Origin of the sequence: Terribacillus saccharophilus (assembly GCF_002272075.1) — a bacterium.
Classification (GTDB): Bacteria; Bacillota; Bacilli; order Bacillales; family Amphibacillaceae; genus Terribacillus; species Terribacillus saccharophilus_A.
This window is the reverse complement of record NZ_NPBJ01000003.1, coordinates 137,462-154,621: the sequence shown is the minus strand read 5'-3', so window position 1 is coordinate 154,621 and position 17,160 is coordinate 137,462. Positions and strand designations below refer to the sequence as shown.

The following is a 17,160-nucleotide window of genomic DNA, read 5'->3' as shown; positions in this document are numbered from 1 at the left end:
TCCTCTTCGATAACCGCGGATTTGATTGTTGCTTTTTGATTTCAGTACAGCCACATAGAATTATTACAAATATAAATAGTAATGTATGCTTCAAATTTATTATTCCCCGCAAAAAAAACCTAAATTAGCGTTCCAGATAATGAAATCGCTAGTTTAAGGGCTTATCCCAATATTGTGAAATGTATAGCGTATATTGCTCTGTCCTGGTAATTAATTCAACAGAATTCCTCTAGAGTCATAACTTCCCTTGCTGTCTCTATAAAAGCTAATATGATCGGTGAAAGCCACTTATCTTTATGCCATGAGATCTGTGTATATACATCCAAGTCTGGAATTGGCCATAAAAGAGGCATAAGTTCGCCACGGTTAACTTCGACTTCAGCTACTATTTCAGGAAGAAAGGCAATACCGATTCCTGAAATTGCACATTGTTTAATAGCTTCGGCACTTTGAAACTCTAAAGATGACATACTGTCAATGTCACCTTTATTAAATGTTCGATCAAACATGGTTCTATAGGGACAACCCTTTTCATTAATTAGAAACACTTCTTCGTGAAAATCTTCAAGCAGTAATTCATTTTGTCTCACAAGTGGATGATCTGGAGCGGCGAAAAGGCGAAAAGTTTCTTTCGTCAATGGTTCTACTGCAAGTCCCGTTGATTGAATGTGTTCGTCAAGTACAAAAACGACATCCGAGGTTCCCTCAAAAAGTGTTTGTTTGAGTTGTAGATTTGGAACAGATCGAAAGATAAGACGAACTCTTGGATATCGCGAACGAAAGAGTTTAAAGACATCTGGAAGTCGATAAGCGCAAACTACTTCGTTGGCACTAATTGTTAGGGTACCGCTTAGAACTTCATTGTCATGAAGAACGCTACTGCGAGCTTCGTCCAATTTGTTTAAAACGTCCTGGACATGAGTTAAAAAACGTTTACCCGCAGTTGTAAGAACCAGCTGCTTTCCTAAGCGATCAAAGAGACGAACATCTAGCTCTTCCTCTAATGCTTTTATTTGCATCGTGACGTTGGAGGGTACGTAATTTAGTGCTTCAGCAGCTCTACTGAAATTTAAAGTTGTTGCAACTGTTTGAAACGTATTCAATTGGCGCAATTCCATGATAAATCCCCCTTTAACTTTCAATATTATTGAATACTACATTGAATTTTGTTCACTTTTATTGAAAGTAACACGGTTATATACTCAATAACAAGAAATACATTCTAAACGTTTGTGTTTCATTTAGATAGGAGTGAAAACAATGAAAGAGTATGAGATTTTTAATTTAGGTGATGTAACCTTCCAATCCGGAGTGACATTACCAGACGCTTTTCTTGCTTATAAAACTTACGGGAAATTGAATGAAAAGAAAGATAATGTTATCGTTTATCCAACGGCTTTTGGCGACCAACATGTTAATAATGAATGGTTAATTGGAAACGGAATGGCGCTAGATCCACAGAAATATTTCATTATCGTTCCTAATTTGCTAGGGAATGGATTATCTTCATCTCCAAGTAATACGCCTGCACCATTCGACAAAGCTAATTTTCCGCAGATAACCATCTATGACAACGTTCAATTACAGTATAGACTGGTGACTGAAAAATTCGGCATTCAGAAGATTGATCTTGTTGTTGGGTGGTCAATGGGAGGTCTTCAATCATTCCAATGGGCAGCAAGTTATCCTAACATGGTGAATCGAATTGCCTCTTTCTGCGGAAATGCAAAGACTTGGCCGCAAACTTACGTGGTCCTCGATGGACTTAAGGCTGCGCTCATGGCCTCAGTTGGCTCGGATTCTAATAATTTAAATCAATTAACTTCTCAAGACATGCGAGCAGTTGGCCGTGTCTATGCAGGATGGGGATTATCACAGACTTTCTATAAAGAAGAACTCTTTCGTGAGATGGGCTTTAACTTTTTAGAAGATTTTACGGTGGGAGTTTGGGAAAACAGTTTTATGAGTATGGATCCTCACAATGTTCTAGCCATGTTATGGACAGGACAACATGCAGATATTAGTGCAAACTCCGATTATAATGGAGAGTTTAAGGAGGCACTTAAAAGTATTGAAGCGATTACCTACATCATGCCAGGTAGTACTGATCTCTTCTGCACCGCAGAAACTAACGAATATGAGGCTAAGTTTATATCTAATGTTGAATATCATCCTATTAATTCAGTATGGGGACATTTCGCCGGTCGAGGAATTAACAGTACCGATAATAAATTTATTGATAATAAACTAAAGCGTTTGTTGACGCTTCGCACAAACAATTAAATAAATATTATATAAGTTGTAGGGAATGTCGAGTGATAACTTTCTTAATTCAATACTAGCTATTTAATCGCGTAAAGACGATTAGCTCCGAAGTAATCGTCTTTACTTTTACTCAAGGAATCTCTTTAATAATTATTGAGACGAGTTTCTTCTATTTTGAGGCTTTGAATTCCTTTCTTTAAACTCTATAAATTTTTCAGAGATAACTAATTATTATGTCGTTTGTTAACTTCAATCGTAATGAACTCCGGCAAATAGCTGGGAGTACATCCTCTTGATACTATTTCATCTTTGTAAAGACCCGTTTTCTCACCAAGTTTAATACAACGCGCACGATTCTTTTCATCATAAATGCCTATCCAGCCTGCGGTGAAATTCATAGCCCATTGAACTTCCGGTTCTTCCTTCGTAATATTAGCTTCTAATGCAGATAGCAGGTCTGCGGTGTTATCAGGCGGTGTTTGTCCAGTCCATCTCAATCGCGCTTGATAATACCAGAAAGCTCGCCTTTGAAGAGCAGAAGGACTATTTCCCCATGACTCCATCAATGCAATTTTCTGCTTGTCTTTGGTGAGCTGATTAGCCATTAACCAATCCATTAAGTTATTTCGCTCATCAAAAGTATGGGTCTGCATATCTCTATCAAGCTTATTTAGCACATCTTGTGAAAGAAGTTTTTTGTCCATAATTAAGATTGCTAATAGTCTGGGCAAAAACTCTTCGGTTGACCAAAGTTCCATAGCTAGTTCGTGATCTTTTTTAATATCCTTCGCGATTTTTCGTAAGTCGCCTAGCTTAGTTTTACTATTGATCTGAGGTAGAATGTTTTCTGCTTTTGAAGAGCGTTTTATTTCTGCATCTTTTTTTTCATCCATTTTATACAACTCCTTTATTAAAGCACTGTTTCATAATATGTCCTTGACGGGAAATATCAACCATCCAACAAGGGTAAGTAAAAGTGATGGTTGTTAAGACAAACCTAGAAATGTTAAAAATGTGCTGTTGTACAAACTCCTTCAAACTTGGTTTTTTCTTAATGAAGAAATCATTAAAAACCCTGCAAACTGGTCTATCGCTAGGATTAAATTCAATATTGAAATTCCCTATGCTAGGGACACTTTTTTCATAGTAGGTCATTATATCATCTGCTGTAATAATTGTATTTTGTGTCTTTCTCCCAAAAGTGTTTGGTCTGGTAGTTATTCTGAGGTTCATCTAGCCCCAGATTCTTCATAAACTCCATCTGCCGGCCTTCATTTTGAACTTTGCTGCTTATACGTATGTATCCAAACCTCCTCACTTCCATATTATTACACCTCACCGACTTATTCTACCTTAATTCTATCAAAAGCGTTCGTAAAAGTATGTGTAATACAAACAACGTTCTAAAACTATTTTTATATGTCTTTGAACGTTAATTTATTTATTATTCAATTGAAATGAGACCGTTCGTAAAAGTGTACTTTTTTGAACTCAACTTATTCAAGTCAGATGTCTATACTTCCATCAACATGTTTATATTATCGCTTCTGAAAATAAACAAACATTGTACATAAATGTAGTATCTTGATTCTGCTATCTACTGAAAATCTTTATAATAAGTGGCAAAAAAATGAATAATAAGTCGTGTTTTAAAAATACCCTATATGGGTATTTTTAATTGAAGGAGGAGATAGATATGAAATTCAAAAAGATTATACTCTCATTACTCTTGGTAATCTTGGTATTAGGTTTTGCTGCTTGTTCCAACGGAGAGAATAACGATATGTCTAGTTCAAATGAGGGTGATAGTGATTCTGAGATGAATCACTCCAGTATGAACCACTCTAGCTCAGGTGATTTACCCGAAGGTTTACAGGAAAAAGAGAATCCTACATACCCAGTGGGAAACAAAGTAATAATTGAGGCAGATCACATGGAAGGCATGAAAGGTGCAGAAGCCACAATATCGGGGGCTTATGATACTACTGCATATGTAATTTCATACAATCCAACTACCGGGGGAGAAAAGGTTGCTAACCACAAATGGGTCATTCAAGAGGAATTAGAAGGTGCAGAAACTGATACAATAGAGTCTGGTACTGAGGTTATTCTTAATGCTGATCACATGGAAGGCATGGATGGTGCGAAGGCAACTATAGAATCAGCAAAAAAAACAACTGTTTATATGGTTGACTTCACTCCAACTACTGGAGGAGAAGAAGTTAAAAACCACAAATGGTTAATAGATGATGAATTATCACCAGCTGAATGAATATGGAATTATAGATGAACGAAATATACAAACAGTGTATTATATAATGTTTAGCAAGGTATAAAAGCATGTAATATACGTTTTAATACTTTTAAGATGATGGCAGAGTGAATGTGACTCGATAGGAAATGCTCTATATACAATAGAAAAGAGGATTATAGGGAACTATAAGAATGTAACTCTTCTTTTAGCATTACAAATACCCCCACCTAACCAGGTGGGGGTATTTGTAATGCTAAAAATCTTTCTTACTTCGATTGATTTATACATTCAATTAATCGATCTTCAATTTCCTTTGCATAGCCTTTAACACCATCATCTTCAGTTAACCCCACTAATGCGGTGGTATTGGCATGTCTATTTTGGTATCATCATCACTTTCATAGACAACTATCTTACATGGAAGGATATAACCCGTTAACTTATTATGCTGTATAACTCGTTGGGCATCAAAAAAATTACATACTTCAAGTACGCAAAACGATTAATTGAACTTCAAGCCTTTGTCTAACCTTTTCCTAGATGTCAAAATTGTTCTTCTTTCAGATTCTCTTCCAAAGATTCAATAGCTTCTTCTACAGTATGGGAAGTCTCCACAGCATAATGAAATATATTCATCCATCTCCTTCTCATTAGTTCTAGTGCAAGTTAGCTAAGGATATCCATCCATATTTTGATTGTTGTAGCAATAATCAGTACAGCAAGTATTACCTGAAGCAGTTTAACATTCATCCTCTTTCCTAATGCAGCCCCTATCGGCGAAGCAATGAGACTTGCGACAACAATAACAATGGAAGGAATCAACGGAACCTGACCTGTTGAGAGCTTTCCCGCAACAGCCCCTATAGAAGAAATGAATGTAACAGCCAAGGATGTGGCGATTGTCATACGAGTAGGTATTTTCAGCACAACTAGCATGATTGGCACGAGAAGAAATGCTCCTCCAGCTCCTACAATCCCTGCTCCTATCCCCACTAAGAATGATAAACCTGCTGCCAACCCTATAGAAAATGTAACGTCGGACAGCTCTATATCATCCTTCCCCTTCTTAGGTACAAACATCATTATTGATGCAATGATAGCTAATATTCCATATACAAGGTTGATGTCTTCTTCGGCTAAAAGACGTGAACCAAAGCTCCCAATAAAACTTCCAACCAAGACAGCAATCCCCATGGTCAGTATGAGATGTTTATTCAAGTAATTCCCCTTACGGTAAGCAAATACCCCGGAAAGTGTCGAAAAGAATACCTGAACAGCCACAATACCGGATACTTGGTAAGCGTTAAAACCTGTGAAACCCAATAAAACAGGTACATATAATAACAAGGGGTAGTTTATGATTGCCCCGCCGACTCCGAGCATACCGGACAGCAGCGAACCAATCAGACCTATGACGAATAGAATCAAAATGAAAGTGATATCCATTCTGCTGCTCCTCTCTTACTAAAAAAGAGGGAGTAACTCTCCCTCCTCTGGATTAACCTTTTTTATCCAAAATTTCAATACGCCATCTTCTTCTGTATCTTGCAGTAAGTCATGACCGCCAGATTTTGCCCATGCACTAAGGTCGGCTTTTGCCCCTTTGTCAGTCGCATGTACTTCCAACACATCTCCTGCATTTAACTCATTTATCGCTTTCTTTGTTTTGACGATCGGCATTGGACAAGCTAGTCCTTTCGCGTCTAACACTTTATCACTGTTCATTTTTATAAGCTCCTTTATTTCTTGATTTAACCATGAATGGCACAGCGGTTCGGTCCAATTTCCATTTCACTTTGTTCGTTAGCTTCTGGGTTGATCTTACCCATATTTGTTTGACGAATTTCTTGATAAGCATTCGGCTGAGGTGGTAGATTTTCTGATACTGCTTTACGGAATGTTTCTTCGTCCATATTTAAACCATCATTCTTTTCAAATAAATCACCCAGTTTTGCCTGAACTGCTCCATTATCTCCTAGCTCACTTGTATTGCTGAAGTGTGCAGGAAGGACGATAAGCTCATCATTTAGTCGTTCATACGTGTTATAAAGCGTATTACGTAAATCATCTGCCCAGTCACCTGCTTTTCCAGCAAGATCCGGACGTCCAATTGATTCCACAAACAAGATATCTCCGGTCAGCAAGTACTTATCATCCACAATCAAGCTGGTACTTCCGATTGTATGGCCTGGAGAGTAGACAGACTGAACTCGTACAGTCGCTCCACCTACTTGCAAATCTTTCCCTTCTTCTAACGGCTCATAGGAAAACTGAACTTCCTCCGCATCTTTTGGAGGCAAATGATAAACTGCTTCAGTCTTTTCACGCAACAGGCGTCCTCCGGAAATATGGTCAGCATGAAGATGAGTATCTACAACATGCTTGATTGTGATGTTTTTCTCTTTGGCGAAATCAATATAACTATCTACAGATCGGCTGCTGTCAACGATGAGTGCCTCGCCATCAGATTCGATGAAGTACGAGAGACAGCCTTTACCAACGCGGACAAACTGATAGATGGATCCACCATTGCTAAGGTCCCCAATCTTAACGGGTTTAAGATACTCGCTCCAAGCTCTCATTCCACCCTGCAAGACGAGCACATCTTCAAAACCAGCTTCATCCAACATTTCTGCTACCATTTCGGATGATCCTTGTTTAGCACATACGACAAGCAAGTCTTTATCTTTTGGAATTTTATCAACGAGTTCTTCGACACCTTCTATTAAATCGAAGTACGGCACGTTCAAATGTTCAATATGAAAGCCTTCAATTTTCCAATCACCAAATGCATCTTGGTTCCTTACATCCAGAATAAATAAAGGTTCTTTACTTAATACCTTTTCTGCTGCTTCTTTTGCAGTAATTAATTTCATATTCCCTTTCCTCCTTAGAATGTCAAACTGATGTTGGCATCGGATGCATAATGGATGAAGCTCGCTGCTCCCCCGACTTCAATGCCTTCTATAAACTGATCTTTATCTAAACTCATTACATCCATTGTCATTTGGCATGCAATGATTTTCACACCTAACTCTTGAGCCATTTCCACTAGTTCAGGAATGGAAGGTACATTTTCCCACTTAAAACCTTCTTCAAAATGTTCATTTCCTGCTGGAATTGGAAGCTGCTTGTGAGCTTCTTTATGAATCAAATTTAGTCTCTCAAAAGTGAAGAATATCCCTACTTCTGCGTCGCTTGCTGCAGCAGTTGCTGTGTTGAACACTTTATATGCATCAAACAAACTTCCGTTACTTGCGATGATTGCTACTTTAGTTGTTATTTTCAATTCCTCCTATTTGAGTTATTATTGATTCTTTTCTAATGGGCCAGACCATTCCACCATACCCTGGACAGCATTCTTGATATTTTCGAATCCTTTTTCCTCCATTTGCTTAGAAGCCAAATCACTGCGACTGCCTGTTCGGCAGACAACGTATATTTCTTTATCTTTGCTGATCTCGTCCATACGATTTTCCAGTTCTCCTAATGGAATAGAAACTGCTCCTGGTATATGGCCAAATGTATATTCAGCTGGCTCCCGAACATCCAGAATTACGACGTCTTCACCTGAATCCAGTTTCTGAATAATTTCTTCGTTTTGAACGGTATGCGGGAAGTTTTTATCTTCTTTCGCTTCTGCATCACCTGATTTGCGAAGGTAGTGTTTCAATACCTCTCCTTCTTCTGTTGAACCGAGATACTGGTGACCGCTGCTTTTTGCCCAAGCTTGAATATCTGCTAGAGAACCTTTGTCAGTGGCCTGAACCTCGATAACCTGTCCTGGCATGACCTCTTTCATTGCTTTCTTTGTTTTGACGATTGGCATCGGACAAGCTAGTCCTTTCGCATCCAATACATGATCTGTTTTAATACTCATTTTTCATCCCCCATTTAGGTTTATTCTGTTTCACTTTTCCAGTCATTCATGCCACCGGTCATATTCTTCACTTTGAACCCTTTATCTGTTAACCACTCTGAAGCCAGTCCACTACGTTTTCCGGATCTGCATACCATGATGTATTCCTTATCTTTATCCAATTCGTCTAAGCGTGTCAGAACCTCTCCTAATGAAATGTGTTTAGCACCTGGAATTTTACCCAGAGCCACTTCGTTGTGTTCTCTTACATCAATAATGTGAAGCTTCTCTTTCTTTGCTAGACTCTCCACCACTTTTGATGGCAAAATTGCTTCGATTTCTGGTTTTATACTCATTTTGCTCCTCCTTTATTGTTAGTGTGGTAAGAACTTATCATCCTCATCTATATACCAGTATGGGTATTTTATAAAGTAAAAAAAATAACTTAAGAATGAGCTTCGTTAAGATCTCGAATACCCATGAGGGTATATTAGCAAACAAAAAAAATAATGTCAACAACGGAAATCTGTAATTATTTTCATACCTAATTATTAATGATATCTTCTATCTTTACCTAATATAAGCTGAGATTATAAAACATTGACTTGATACCCTTAAGGGTATATATTGAGTTGAGTAACATTCTGTTTTTTAATTACTATTAGAGGATTGGTGATAATGATCTCTACGCTTCTAATCTTCGCGCTTCTTGTCTCTTTCAGCCTTTACAGAAGATACTTTCCTGTATTAAATGTTCCTTGTAGCGATAGATTGTATTCACAAATTAATCAAGTGGTTAAAATAGACTTACGCGATTATAATAAATCTTATGGAAGTTATGTAGACGATACAATTCAAATTCCAGTTGCGTATCTTAAACGGCATATGCACGAAATACAGGGTGATCAAGTTTTCGTCATCGCTTCTAATAAAGTAGAAAAAAATATCGGAATAAGAATATTGCAAAATAAAGGCTACAATGTAATCGGCTTTAAATTAACGGAATGCGATTGTAATTGCAATATACTAAAACTTCTTTAAGGAGGAAACCTTATGAAATATGATAACCAAAGTAAAAATAGAATAAAACGTATCGAGGGACAGTTACGCGGTATATTAAAAATGATGGAAGAAGATAAAGACTGCAAGGACGTTATTACACAGCTGAGCGCTACAAGAACTGCGATTGACCGCACTATTGGTGTAATTGTGAGCTCTAACCTAGTGGAATGTGTTCGAGAAGCTAACGAGAACGGGACAGAAGCTGACGAATTGGTGAAGGAAGCAGTAAATTTGTTAGTTAAAAGCCGATAAGTAAATAGTAGTGGGGTTGACTTTCATCCTCACGCCCTTTAATATACCCCTATGGGTAATTTAGATATTTTTTTACAGAAAATAATACCCCTATGGGTAAATTGAAATGTTGGAGGAATTAATCTATGCAAAGTAATAAAGTGTTAGATGCCAAAGGACTAGCTTGTCCAATGCCAATCGTTAAAACGAAGAAAGCAATTAATGAACTGAATGTAGGAGATGTGTTGGAAGTACATGCGACTGACAAAGGGGCAAAAGCTGATGTCAGCGCATGGGCGAAATCCGGCGGCCATGCGTCACTACAAGATACAGAAGAAGATGGCGTATTGAAGTTTTGGATTAAAAAAGCATAACAAAATTATACCTATACAGGTATCAAAGAATAGGAGAAATGAAAATGTCAGAAACGAAACGTACGACTATCGTTTTATTTAGCGGTGATTATGATAAAGCAATGGCAGCATATATAATAGCCAATGGTGCTGCTGCATATGACCATGAGGTTACAATATTCCACACATTTTGGGGATTAAATGCTCTTCGCAAAGCGGAAGATGTAACGGTCAACAAAGGATTTCTGGAGAAGATGTTTGCAAAGATGATGCCTAAAGGTGCAGATAAAATGGGTCTCTCTAAGATGAACATGGCTGGAATGGGTCCTAAAATGATTAAAAAAGTAATGAAAAAACACAATGCAATGACCCTTCCGCAGCTCATAGAAATGGCGCAAGAGCAAGACGTCAAACTCGTTGCTTGTACGATGACAATGGATTTACTGGGGCTACAAAAAGAAGAATTGATAGATGAAATTGAGTATGCAGGTGTGGCTGCATATCTTGGTGATGCTGAAGACGGCAATGTAAATCTATTTATCTAATATTGATTGGAGAGAGAACTTTGGAATATATCCTATACATTCTTGTAGCTCTAATAATCTATTTTGTTATAAGAAATCGCTTCTCTAACAAAGCAGCTAAACAAATCAGTGCCGCTGTACTGAAAGGTATTTTAAAAGATAAGAATAAACAGTTTATCGATGTCCGTACCTCTGGTGAATACAAAGCAAAGCATATTAAGCAATTCAAGAATATTCCACTTCACGAATTGAAAAGTAAGGCTTCGAGCTTAAATCAAAATAAAGAAGTAGTTGTCATCTGCCAAAGCGGGATGCGAGGTTCGCAAGCTGCAAAAGTGCTTAAAAAAATGGGGTTCAATAGTATAACTAATGTCAGAGGCGGTATGAATACTTGGCGTTAATAGTTAGAACATAAATCATATAGTGCCAATCTAAAGAGTTGCCATATTGTCCTTGTATTGCGTAGTATCTAATACGAGCATATCAAGTACGATAATATCTGCTTTCTGATAATCCGTGAGTAATAGTATGGAAGTTAGGAAGTTTGGGTATATACGTATAAGTAGTAAAGGTCAAAATGAGGCCGTTGTGATGACCTATTTCTTGGATGGTTTTTTTGTTGAGATGCTATTCAGTGGAAAATCTTAGCGACTCTCAGAGCGAATTCTTTCTTCTTGGAAGGTCTTTATAAAAGGAATTGGATATACACACTGAGGAGTTGATTAATTATGAAGAACAGACAAGAAGCTATAAACTATTGCAAAAAGTATAAAGATGTTTATGAAGATGAACCCTTTCGAGATGATAATTGGACACTTATCAGACATAAGGATAATGATAAAACATTTGCATGGATATTCGAGAGAGAGAACAGAATCTGGATTAATGTAAAAAACGAACCTGGTATGAATGAACAACTCAGAAATGAATACGATTCTATTGTACCTGCTTATCACTTAAATAAAGAGCATTGGAACTCCATAATATTAGACGGAACTGTTCCCTAGAAAGAAATCCATGAATTAATTAGTACAAGCTATGATTTAACAAAGGATAAGTAATTTGAAAAGACCCTTTTCTGTGTAAAAGGGTCTTTTTAGAGCTGCCTAAAGGCAGCTCTTTTATTCTAATCCCAACTGTGCTTTTGATTGTACGACAGCAGGTTTTCCTTCCCCACTAACAATATTTGTCACTTCTTAATTGTCATGCCCTTCTTAATTTGACCAAACTCATCCTTAGACATTTTAGAGCTCCTTCCAGCTTCAGCTGTTTAAGTCTCTTTTTTGTCCTCTTCTGATGCTTCATCATCTAATCCTAGCTCTGCCTTTGATTGTACGACAGCAGGGTTTCCTTGGAAGGTAATGTTGGCATTCACGCCGAAATCACCTGCGCCTTCCCATGTATAGAATTTGGTCTCCTTCCGCCCCTGTTTCAGACATCAGATCTCCTTAAAAGTCGATTAAAAAAGCATCATATAAATCACACAGGCCTAATTAAAATATGAAGATAATTCATTATAATGAAGGACGTTTCATCAACTGATTGTCCCAAAAAATGGTATTGACATCTTTATTATTCAATTCTATCATGGTATTGAACTAGAGTTCATAAAAATATACTACAGTTTAATTTAGTGTGAGAGGAAGACAAAAGAAGTGACAAAAATTAGAACGCACCCAATCGACATTTACGGAAATCAATTTAATCGAACAGGATTTGTACTCGTTATAATGGTTGGTACTTTTCTAACCATTATAAATCAGACGTTATTAGTCACGGCTCTACCAAAGATAATGGATGATTTAGACATTAGTGCAGTTAATGCACAATGGCTTATCACTGCATTTATGTTGATCAGTGGCATAATGATTCCCACTTCAGCATTCTTGTTAAATACCATAAATAATAAAAAATTATTTATGGTAGCAATGTTTAGCTTTGCAATAGGAACTGTAATTTGTGCAATCAGTACTACGTATAACATGCTACTTATAGGACGCATCATTCAAGCCATTGGGTCAGGATTAATGATTCCTTTAATGCAGACGCTGATGTTTTTGGTATATCCTGTTGAACGGCGAGGAGAAGCTATGGGGTTAGTAGGAGTTGTTATAGCGTTTGCACCCGCTATTGCGCCCACTTTATCTGGATGGATTGTTGATTATTTTAATTGGCGATACTTATTTTATATAATTCTTCCAATTACCATGGTTAATATATTGCTTGCATGTTTCTATATGAGAAATGTCATAAATTTAAATAAACCGAAGATTGATGTACTTTCTATTATGCTTAGTAGCTTAGGTTTAGGGTTACTTCTATATGGGATTAGTGTTGCCGGTAATATAGGGTGGCAAAATAAAATCACATGGCTCTCTTGCGTAGCGGGCATTATTTTTATAAGTTTATTTTCTCATCGACAATCTAAACTAACACAACCCTTTTTAGAGTTACGAGTATTTAAAAGTAAAACTTTTACATTGTCTACAATTATCGTCGCTATTATTTTTATGACAATGATTGGATTTGAGATTCTCTTACCTATTTATACACAAACTTTAAAAAACTTATCGGCACTTCAATCAGGTCTGATATTACTTCCTGGCGCGATTGTGCTGGGAATTATCTCACCAATATCAGGTAAGCTATTCGATAAGTATGGTGTTAAAAAAATATCAATGATTGGCATGTTCATTCTAGCTGTAGCAACTTTTCCATTCTTTTTCCTTACGGAGGATACAGCTACTTGGTGGATTGTTTGTCTTTATTCATTAAGAATGCTAGGTATGGGATTTGTTATGATGCCTTTGGCCACAGCGGGAATAAATGCACTGTCTAATAGTTTGATAAGTCACGGCTCTGCAATTACGAATACTGTTCGACAAGTGTTTGCTTCTCTAGGATCCGCAGTAATGGTGGGGATTATGTCTGCTGCGGTGACTAAATATTCAAACTCTTATGGTGGCACTACAATGACTCCGTTGCTGAATGGACTTAATAAGGCCTTTATGTCCGGTTTCATTCTAATAACCATTGCATTTACATTGTGTCTTTTTATAGCTTCTCCATCAAAAGAAGCTAAATAAACAATATCTTATTAAAAGAGTGATCCTCCTTATTTAAAACTCTCTTTTAAGTATTTAGGGAGAAATGTTATGCCAGATAGAAAAGACATCTATAAATTTGAAAAGCTATATAATTTCAGAGATATTGGCGGACTTCCAACCAAAGATGGGCGTATGATGAAAACCGGTATATTATTCCGATCAGGAGAATTGTCGCGACTATCTAAAAACGATTTAAAAAAGTTCAATCAATTGAATATAAAATCTATCTGTGACTTAAGAACCCTGAATGAACAGAAGTCTAAAATCAGCCGCCTCCAAAGTAATACGAAGGTCCAAGTATTAAATATATCTATTCACGATAAAAGTAGAGAATTTACACTTCTTGAATTCTTTAAATTTCTAGTTACAAAGTCGAATTCTATTAATTTTGAAGACATTATGAAAGATATGTATAAACACATGGCTAGTGAAATATCCGAAGAAATAAAACAGATTATTATTTTTCTTTCAGATCAAAGAAACTTGCCGGCACTCATCCATTGTACGGGAGGAAAAGACCGTACTGGCTTTATATCGGCTGTTATCCAATTGTTTGCGGGAGTTCCATACAAAATAGTAATGGACGACTATCTTCTTTCTAACCAGTTAATCGCTGTTCCTATGAAAAAGAAAGAAAAGTTCATTCAGTGGGCAAGCTTATTTCGTGTTCCACCAGAACATATAAAACCTATTTTAGAGGCTAGGGAAGAATATTTAGAAGAAGCATGTAACAATATTTTTAATCAATATGGAGATTTGGAAAGTTTTTTAAAACTGGCTTGTAAAATACCAGAATATAACCTAAAAAGATTTCAAGAATTAATAATTGAGTAAGAGTATTATGCAAATGGAGGAATTCTAATGAATCATTTAAAGTCAGACGATCCCAAAAGTATGTATTTTCAATCTTACGATAGAGTATTAAACGCGCTATGGCCAACAAAATTTTCCTCGTATTTTTTAGAAACTACTTATGGAAAAACATATATAATTGAGAGTGGAGATCTGTTGTCTCCACCCCTAATCCTCTTGCATGGAGCTAAAATGAGTTCGACAATGTGGTATCCAAATGTGGCAGAATGGAGTAAGCAATATAGAGTCATTTGTGTTGATATCGTAGGAGATAAGAATAAAAGCATTTTAGAAAAACAATTTTTAGATCGATTAAGTTACGCTACTTGGTTAAACGAATTGCTAGAATCTCTGCAGATCGATAAGACAAATATTGTAGGTATATCCTATGGAGCTTTACATACGGTTAATTTCTTGACCTTTTTCCCTCATAAGGTAAACAAAGCTGTTATTATGAGTCCAGCTGCTACTTACATTCCTTTCAATCGGGAATTCTATACTTACGCCATGGGGCTGGTTAGTAACGAAGTAGGGGTTAAAAACTTTCTAAAATGGATTTTTAATGACCGTCATACTGTTAATTCTCATATAGAACAACAATTAATAGCTGGAATGCAGTGGAAGACTGAGGCCCCTACACAAAAAGCAACTCAAGCAAAACAAGCATTTCCTTATATATTCATGGATGACGAATTAGCTGAAATTCAAACTCAACTTCTACTGTTATTGGGAGAAAAAGAAGTAATGTATGATCCTCTGGAAGCTTATAATCGTGCTAAGAACTCATCTCCTCATATTACAGTAGAAATAATAAAAGGAGTTGGTCATCTGTTGTCGATGGAAAAGCCTGTGCAAGTTAATAAAAGAGTTCTAAGTTTCTCAAATAATTAAAAGATAAAAGCCCTCATCGTTATTCATGAGGGCTTTCTGCATCAATAACATACATCTTGTGACATTCTCACCATATCTCTTAATACAATTTTATTTTCTATTATTTCTTCATCATAATGCCTTGAGAAGTAATCTCTATCTATATGAGTCATTCTAAAACCACATTTTTGATATAAATATAGTGATCCAAGACTTGTACTTCCAGTACCAATTTCCACTGTCTTAAATTTATGTTCTCTGGCATATTCAAGAGCGTATTCAATTAATAATCTTCCGATTCCTTGATTTTGAAAGTCGTTGTTCACTGCTATGTTAACTATTTCCAGTGTCTCAGGTCGTGTTGGCATAAGAATAATAACTCCGATTATTTGGAGCCCCCACCTAGCTTCTATACGATGGCTTTTAGAGAGATAGGAGTCGACGATCTTCCTCGATGGATCAGCATCTAATAGCAATTCATAATGAGAGTTGGTAGCCATTGTAAATTGTTCAATTATAACACTCATTTTATCACCTCTTTGTTTTATAGACAGGATTCTTATTTGGGGTCTCTTCATAATTCTTGGGAAAGGTATTAAACCTCTGGTATGTTGGTTCGATCCTTTCGCACCGATTGAACGTAAGTGTATTTTTCTATACTTCGGTTTATTTTTATGATAATTTGGTATTATGATGATGTCAATAATATTTTAAGGAGTTAGAATTTATGGGTAAAAAAGAAAAAATTATTGAAGTGGCCAAACAGTTATTTCGAACAAAAGGCTATCACGATACTGCAATCCAGGATATCTTGGAACAAGCCAAAGTTTCCAAAGGAACATTTTATAATTACTTCTCTACGAAATCACAATTAATTCTTTATATTATTCAAAAAGTTGACGAAAAAGTTGATGAACAACAAAATATGTTGCTACTCGACGGAAGTCTATATGATAAGCAGCTATTTTATTCTCAGCTTCGCGTGAAGCACTCAGTTTATGGGACTGAGAAAATCTCAGAGTTATATAATATCTCTTTAGGTGAAAATGATGAGGAATTACAAAGTTACATGAAAGAAAGCCATTATAAAGAACTAAATTGGCTTGCAAAACGCCTAATAGACGTTTATGGAAAAGAAATCGAGAAAAGTGCAATGGATTTATCCACTCATTTTATTGGGGGTTTGGGTTATCAGTTTAGATATTCCGACCAAATAAAGCTGAATATAAGTAGCTCTGATATCTTAGATTACAATATATTACGTTTAGAAAATAACATTGAAATTACAAAGCAAACTAATCAAATTCTATTTCCGTATAAATCGCCTAATTCACTGGACGATCAAGAATCAGCTATTAGAGAAATAAGAAGATTACTCGACAACATGATAAATTGTGATGAATTTTCACAAGAGGAAAAAGAATTAATGAGTTTTATATTTGAAGAAACTCAAAGTTCATATATAAGATGGGGTGTCTGTGAAGGAGCTATTCGTCAATTACAGATACTATCCTCCTCACAGTTAGCTTATCAACAAATACTGAAAGAATTATTTGACATTATCAATACACAAAAAACAAAATATCAATAATATTAATGATAATCTTTTATGTATTAGATAACACTCAAAGAAAAGCAGATATTACTCATTATCCTAAGACAAAAGTGAGTTGCATTATCGTTTTTTTATAAGCTTTCTGATCGAGTGGAATAGCTGTATGACTTGCTAGATAAAAAGATAAATAAATGGAAAAAAAATAAGTTGAACAAAAAGGCATGCACT

The 17,160-nt window shown here is 36.2% G+C and carries 21 protein-coding genes; 11 read left to right on the top strand and 10 right to left on the bottom strand.

Going from position 1 to position 17,160, the window contains the following annotated elements:
* Nucleotides 1–215 precede the first annotated feature (215 nt).
* Nucleotides 216–1,118, bottom strand: a complete 903-nt coding sequence (locus CHH48_RS01470; protein ID WP_095217582.1) for a LysR family transcriptional regulator — start codon at nucleotides 1,116–1,118, stop codon at nucleotides 216–218.
* Nucleotides 1,119–1,260: 142 nt separating this feature from the next.
* Between CHH48_RS01470 and CHH48_RS01465 the strand changes: the two genes are divergently transcribed.
* The gene (locus tag CHH48_RS01465; protein ID WP_095217581.1) at nucleotides 1,261–2,283 is read left to right on the top strand and encodes an alpha/beta fold hydrolase; all 1,023 of its coding nucleotides are present in this window, start codon (nucleotides 1,261–1,263) and stop codon (nucleotides 2,281–2,283) included.
* Nucleotides 2,284–2,489: 206 nt separating this feature from the next.
* Here CHH48_RS01465 and CHH48_RS01460 read toward each other — a convergent pair whose 3' ends face one another.
* A complete protein-coding gene (locus CHH48_RS01460; protein ID WP_095217580.1) occupies nucleotides 2,490–3,158 on the bottom strand; it encodes a DNA alkylation repair protein in 669 nt (222 codons plus the stop codon).
* Nucleotides 3,159–3,961: 803 nt separating this feature from the next.
* Here CHH48_RS01460 and CHH48_RS01445 point away from each other — a divergent pair.
* Nucleotides 3,962–4,537, top strand: a complete 576-nt coding sequence (locus tag CHH48_RS01445) for a YdhK family protein (RefSeq protein ID WP_095217578.1) — start codon at nucleotides 3,962–3,964, stop codon at nucleotides 4,535–4,537.
* 334 nt (nucleotides 4,538–4,871) lie between these two features.
* Here the strand turns inward: CHH48_RS01445 and CHH48_RS19910 are convergent, their stop codons facing one another.
* The 7 genes from CHH48_RS19910 to CHH48_RS01410 form a co-directional block, all read right to left on the bottom strand.
* On the bottom strand, nucleotides 4,872–4,973 hold the full coding sequence (locus CHH48_RS19910; protein WP_342747509.1) for a DUF302 domain-containing protein: 102 nt from the start codon (nucleotides 4,971–4,973) through the stop codon (nucleotides 4,872–4,874).
* Between the two features lie 212 nt (nucleotides 4,974–5,185).
* Complete coding sequence (locus tag CHH48_RS01435) at nucleotides 5,186–5,965, bottom strand: sulfite exporter TauE/SafE family protein (RefSeq protein WP_095217577.1); 780 nt, start codon at nucleotides 5,963–5,965, stop codon at nucleotides 5,186–5,188.
* A gap of 18 nt (nucleotides 5,966–5,983) precedes the next feature.
* Nucleotides 5,984–6,244, bottom strand: a complete 261-nt coding sequence (locus tag CHH48_RS01430) for a sulfurtransferase TusA family protein (protein ID WP_095217576.1) — start codon at nucleotides 6,242–6,244, stop codon at nucleotides 5,984–5,986.
* 26 nt (nucleotides 6,245–6,270) lie between these two features.
* Nucleotides 6,271–7,395 carry an MBL fold metallo-hydrolase gene (locus tag CHH48_RS01425; RefSeq protein WP_095217575.1) on the bottom strand — a complete coding sequence of 375 codons (1,125 nt, stop codon included), beginning with the start codon at nucleotides 7,393–7,395 and terminating at the stop codon, nucleotides 6,271–6,273.
* Between the two features lie 14 nt (nucleotides 7,396–7,409).
* A complete protein-coding gene (locus CHH48_RS01420) occupies nucleotides 7,410–7,802 on the bottom strand; it encodes a DsrE/DsrF/DrsH-like family protein (protein ID WP_095218064.1) in 393 nt (130 codons plus the stop codon).
* Nucleotides 7,803–7,826: 24 nt separating this feature from the next.
* On the bottom strand, nucleotides 7,827–8,399 hold the full coding sequence (locus CHH48_RS01415) for a sulfurtransferase TusA family protein (RefSeq protein WP_095217574.1): 573 nt from the start codon (nucleotides 8,397–8,399) through the stop codon (nucleotides 7,827–7,829).
* 20 nt (nucleotides 8,400–8,419) lie between these two features.
* The gene (locus CHH48_RS01410; RefSeq protein ID WP_095217573.1) at nucleotides 8,420–8,734 is read right to left on the bottom strand and encodes a rhodanese-like domain-containing protein; all 315 of its coding nucleotides are present in this window, start codon (nucleotides 8,732–8,734) and stop codon (nucleotides 8,420–8,422) included.
* 697 nt (nucleotides 8,735–9,431) lie between these two features.
* On the opposite strand from CHH48_RS01410, the gene CHH48_RS01400 reads away from it, so the two are divergent.
* From CHH48_RS01400 to CHH48_RS01365, 8 genes are all read left to right on the top strand, one after another.
* Nucleotides 9,432–9,692, top strand: a complete 261-nt coding sequence (locus CHH48_RS01400) for a metal-sensitive transcriptional regulator (protein WP_077309246.1) — start codon at nucleotides 9,432–9,434, stop codon at nucleotides 9,690–9,692.
* 125 nt (nucleotides 9,693–9,817) lie between these two features.
* Nucleotides 9,818–10,045 (top strand): sulfurtransferase TusA family protein, encoded by a 228-nt coding sequence (locus tag CHH48_RS01395; RefSeq protein ID WP_095217571.1) that lies wholly within the window; start codon nucleotides 9,818–9,820, stop codon nucleotides 10,043–10,045.
* 44 nt (nucleotides 10,046–10,089) lie between these two features.
* Nucleotides 10,090–10,569, top strand: coding sequence for a DsrE/DsrF/DrsH-like family protein (locus CHH48_RS01390; protein WP_095217570.1), 480 nt, complete (start codon nucleotides 10,090–10,092; stop codon nucleotides 10,567–10,569).
* Between the two features lie 20 nt (nucleotides 10,570–10,589).
* Nucleotides 10,590–10,949, top strand: coding sequence for a rhodanese-like domain-containing protein (locus CHH48_RS01385; protein ID WP_095217569.1), 360 nt, complete (start codon nucleotides 10,590–10,592; stop codon nucleotides 10,947–10,949).
* A gap of 327 nt (nucleotides 10,950–11,276) precedes the next feature.
* Nucleotides 11,277–11,555: an MmcQ/YjbR family DNA-binding protein gene (locus CHH48_RS01380; RefSeq protein ID WP_095217568.1), complete on the top strand. Its 279-nt coding sequence runs from the start codon at nucleotides 11,277–11,279 to the stop codon at nucleotides 11,553–11,555.
* A 648-nt stretch (nucleotides 11,556–12,203) separates the two neighbouring features.
* A complete protein-coding gene (locus tag CHH48_RS01375) occupies nucleotides 12,204–13,634 on the top strand; it encodes an MDR family MFS transporter (protein WP_095217567.1) in 1,431 nt (476 codons plus the stop codon).
* Between the two features lie 69 nt (nucleotides 13,635–13,703).
* Nucleotides 13,704–14,489, top strand: a complete 786-nt coding sequence (locus tag CHH48_RS01370; RefSeq protein ID WP_095217566.1) for a tyrosine-protein phosphatase — start codon at nucleotides 13,704–13,706, stop codon at nucleotides 14,487–14,489.
* 27 nt (nucleotides 14,490–14,516) lie between these two features.
* On the top strand, nucleotides 14,517–15,398 hold the full coding sequence (locus CHH48_RS01365; protein WP_095217565.1) for an alpha/beta fold hydrolase: 882 nt from the start codon (nucleotides 14,517–14,519) through the stop codon (nucleotides 15,396–15,398).
* Nucleotides 15,399–15,439: 41 nt separating this feature from the next.
* On the opposite strand, the gene CHH48_RS01360 is transcribed toward CHH48_RS01365, so the two are convergent.
* Nucleotides 15,440–15,904 carry a GNAT family N-acetyltransferase gene (locus CHH48_RS01360; protein WP_095217564.1) on the bottom strand — a complete coding sequence of 155 codons (465 nt, stop codon included), beginning with the start codon at nucleotides 15,902–15,904 and terminating at the stop codon, nucleotides 15,440–15,442.
* Between the two features lie 200 nt (nucleotides 15,905–16,104).
* Here CHH48_RS01360 and CHH48_RS01355 point away from each other — a divergent pair, with 200 nt between their 5' ends.
* Nucleotides 16,105–16,968 carry a TetR/AcrR family transcriptional regulator gene (locus CHH48_RS01355; protein WP_095217563.1) on the top strand — a complete coding sequence of 288 codons (864 nt, stop codon included), beginning with the start codon at nucleotides 16,105–16,107 and terminating at the stop codon, nucleotides 16,966–16,968.
* The last annotated feature ends 192 nt before the right edge of the window (nucleotides 16,969–17,160 follow it).

Bases quoted from the DNA above. Each gene is read 5' to 3' on its own strand.
- CHH48_RS01380 (WP_095217568.1), top strand. From the start codon at position 11,277: ATGAAGAACAGACAAGAAGCTATAAACTATTGCAAAAAGTATAAAGAT.
- CHH48_RS01395 (WP_095217571.1), top strand. From the start codon at position 9,818: ATGCAAAGTAATAAAGTGTTAGATGCCAAAGGACTAGCTTGTCCAATG.
- CHH48_RS01410 (WP_095217573.1), bottom strand. From the start codon at position 8,734: ATGAGTATAAAACCAGAAATCGAAGCAATTTTGCCATCAAAAGTGGTG.
- CHH48_RS01400 (WP_077309246.1), top strand. From the start codon at position 9,432: ATGAAATATGATAACCAAAGTAAAAATAGAATAAAACGTATCGAGGGA.
- CHH48_RS01365 (WP_095217565.1), top strand. From the start codon at position 14,517: ATGAATCATTTAAAGTCAGACGATCCCAAAAGTATGTATTTTCAATCT.
- CHH48_RS01470 (WP_095217582.1), bottom strand. From the start codon at position 1,118: ATGGAATTGCGCCAATTGAATACGTTTCAAACAGTTGCAACAACTTTA.
- CHH48_RS01425 (WP_095217575.1), bottom strand. From the start codon at position 7,395: ATGAAATTAATTACTGCAAAAGAAGCAGCAGAAAAGGTATTAAGTAAA.
- CHH48_RS01430 (WP_095217576.1), bottom strand. From the start codon at position 6,244: ATGAACAGTGATAAAGTGTTAGACGCGAAAGGACTAGCTTGTCCAATG.
- CHH48_RS01435 (WP_095217577.1), bottom strand. From the start codon at position 5,965: ATGGATATCACTTTCATTTTGATTCTATTCGTCATAGGTCTGATTGGT.
- CHH48_RS01415 (WP_095217574.1), bottom strand. From the start codon at position 8,399: ATGAGTATTAAAACAGATCATGTATTGGATGCGAAAGGACTAGCTTGT.
- CHH48_RS01355 (WP_095217563.1), top strand. From the start codon at position 16,105: ATGGGTAAAAAAGAAAAAATTATTGAAGTGGCCAAACAGTTATTTCGA.
- CHH48_RS01360 (WP_095217564.1), bottom strand. From the start codon at position 15,904: ATGAGTGTTATAATTGAACAATTTACAATGGCTACCAACTCTCATTAT.
- CHH48_RS01370 (WP_095217566.1), top strand. From the start codon at position 13,704: ATGCCAGATAGAAAAGACATCTATAAATTTGAAAAGCTATATAATTTC.
- CHH48_RS01460 (WP_095217580.1), bottom strand. From the start codon at position 3,158: ATGGATGAAAAAAAAGATGCAGAAATAAAACGCTCTTCAAAAGCAGAA.
- CHH48_RS01465 (WP_095217581.1), top strand. From the start codon at position 1,261: ATGAAAGAGTATGAGATTTTTAATTTAGGTGATGTAACCTTCCAATCC.
- CHH48_RS01390 (WP_095217570.1), top strand. From the start codon at position 10,090: ATGTCAGAAACGAAACGTACGACTATCGTTTTATTTAGCGGTGATTAT.
- CHH48_RS01445 (WP_095217578.1), top strand. From the start codon at position 3,962: ATGAAATTCAAAAAGATTATACTCTCATTACTCTTGGTAATCTTGGTA.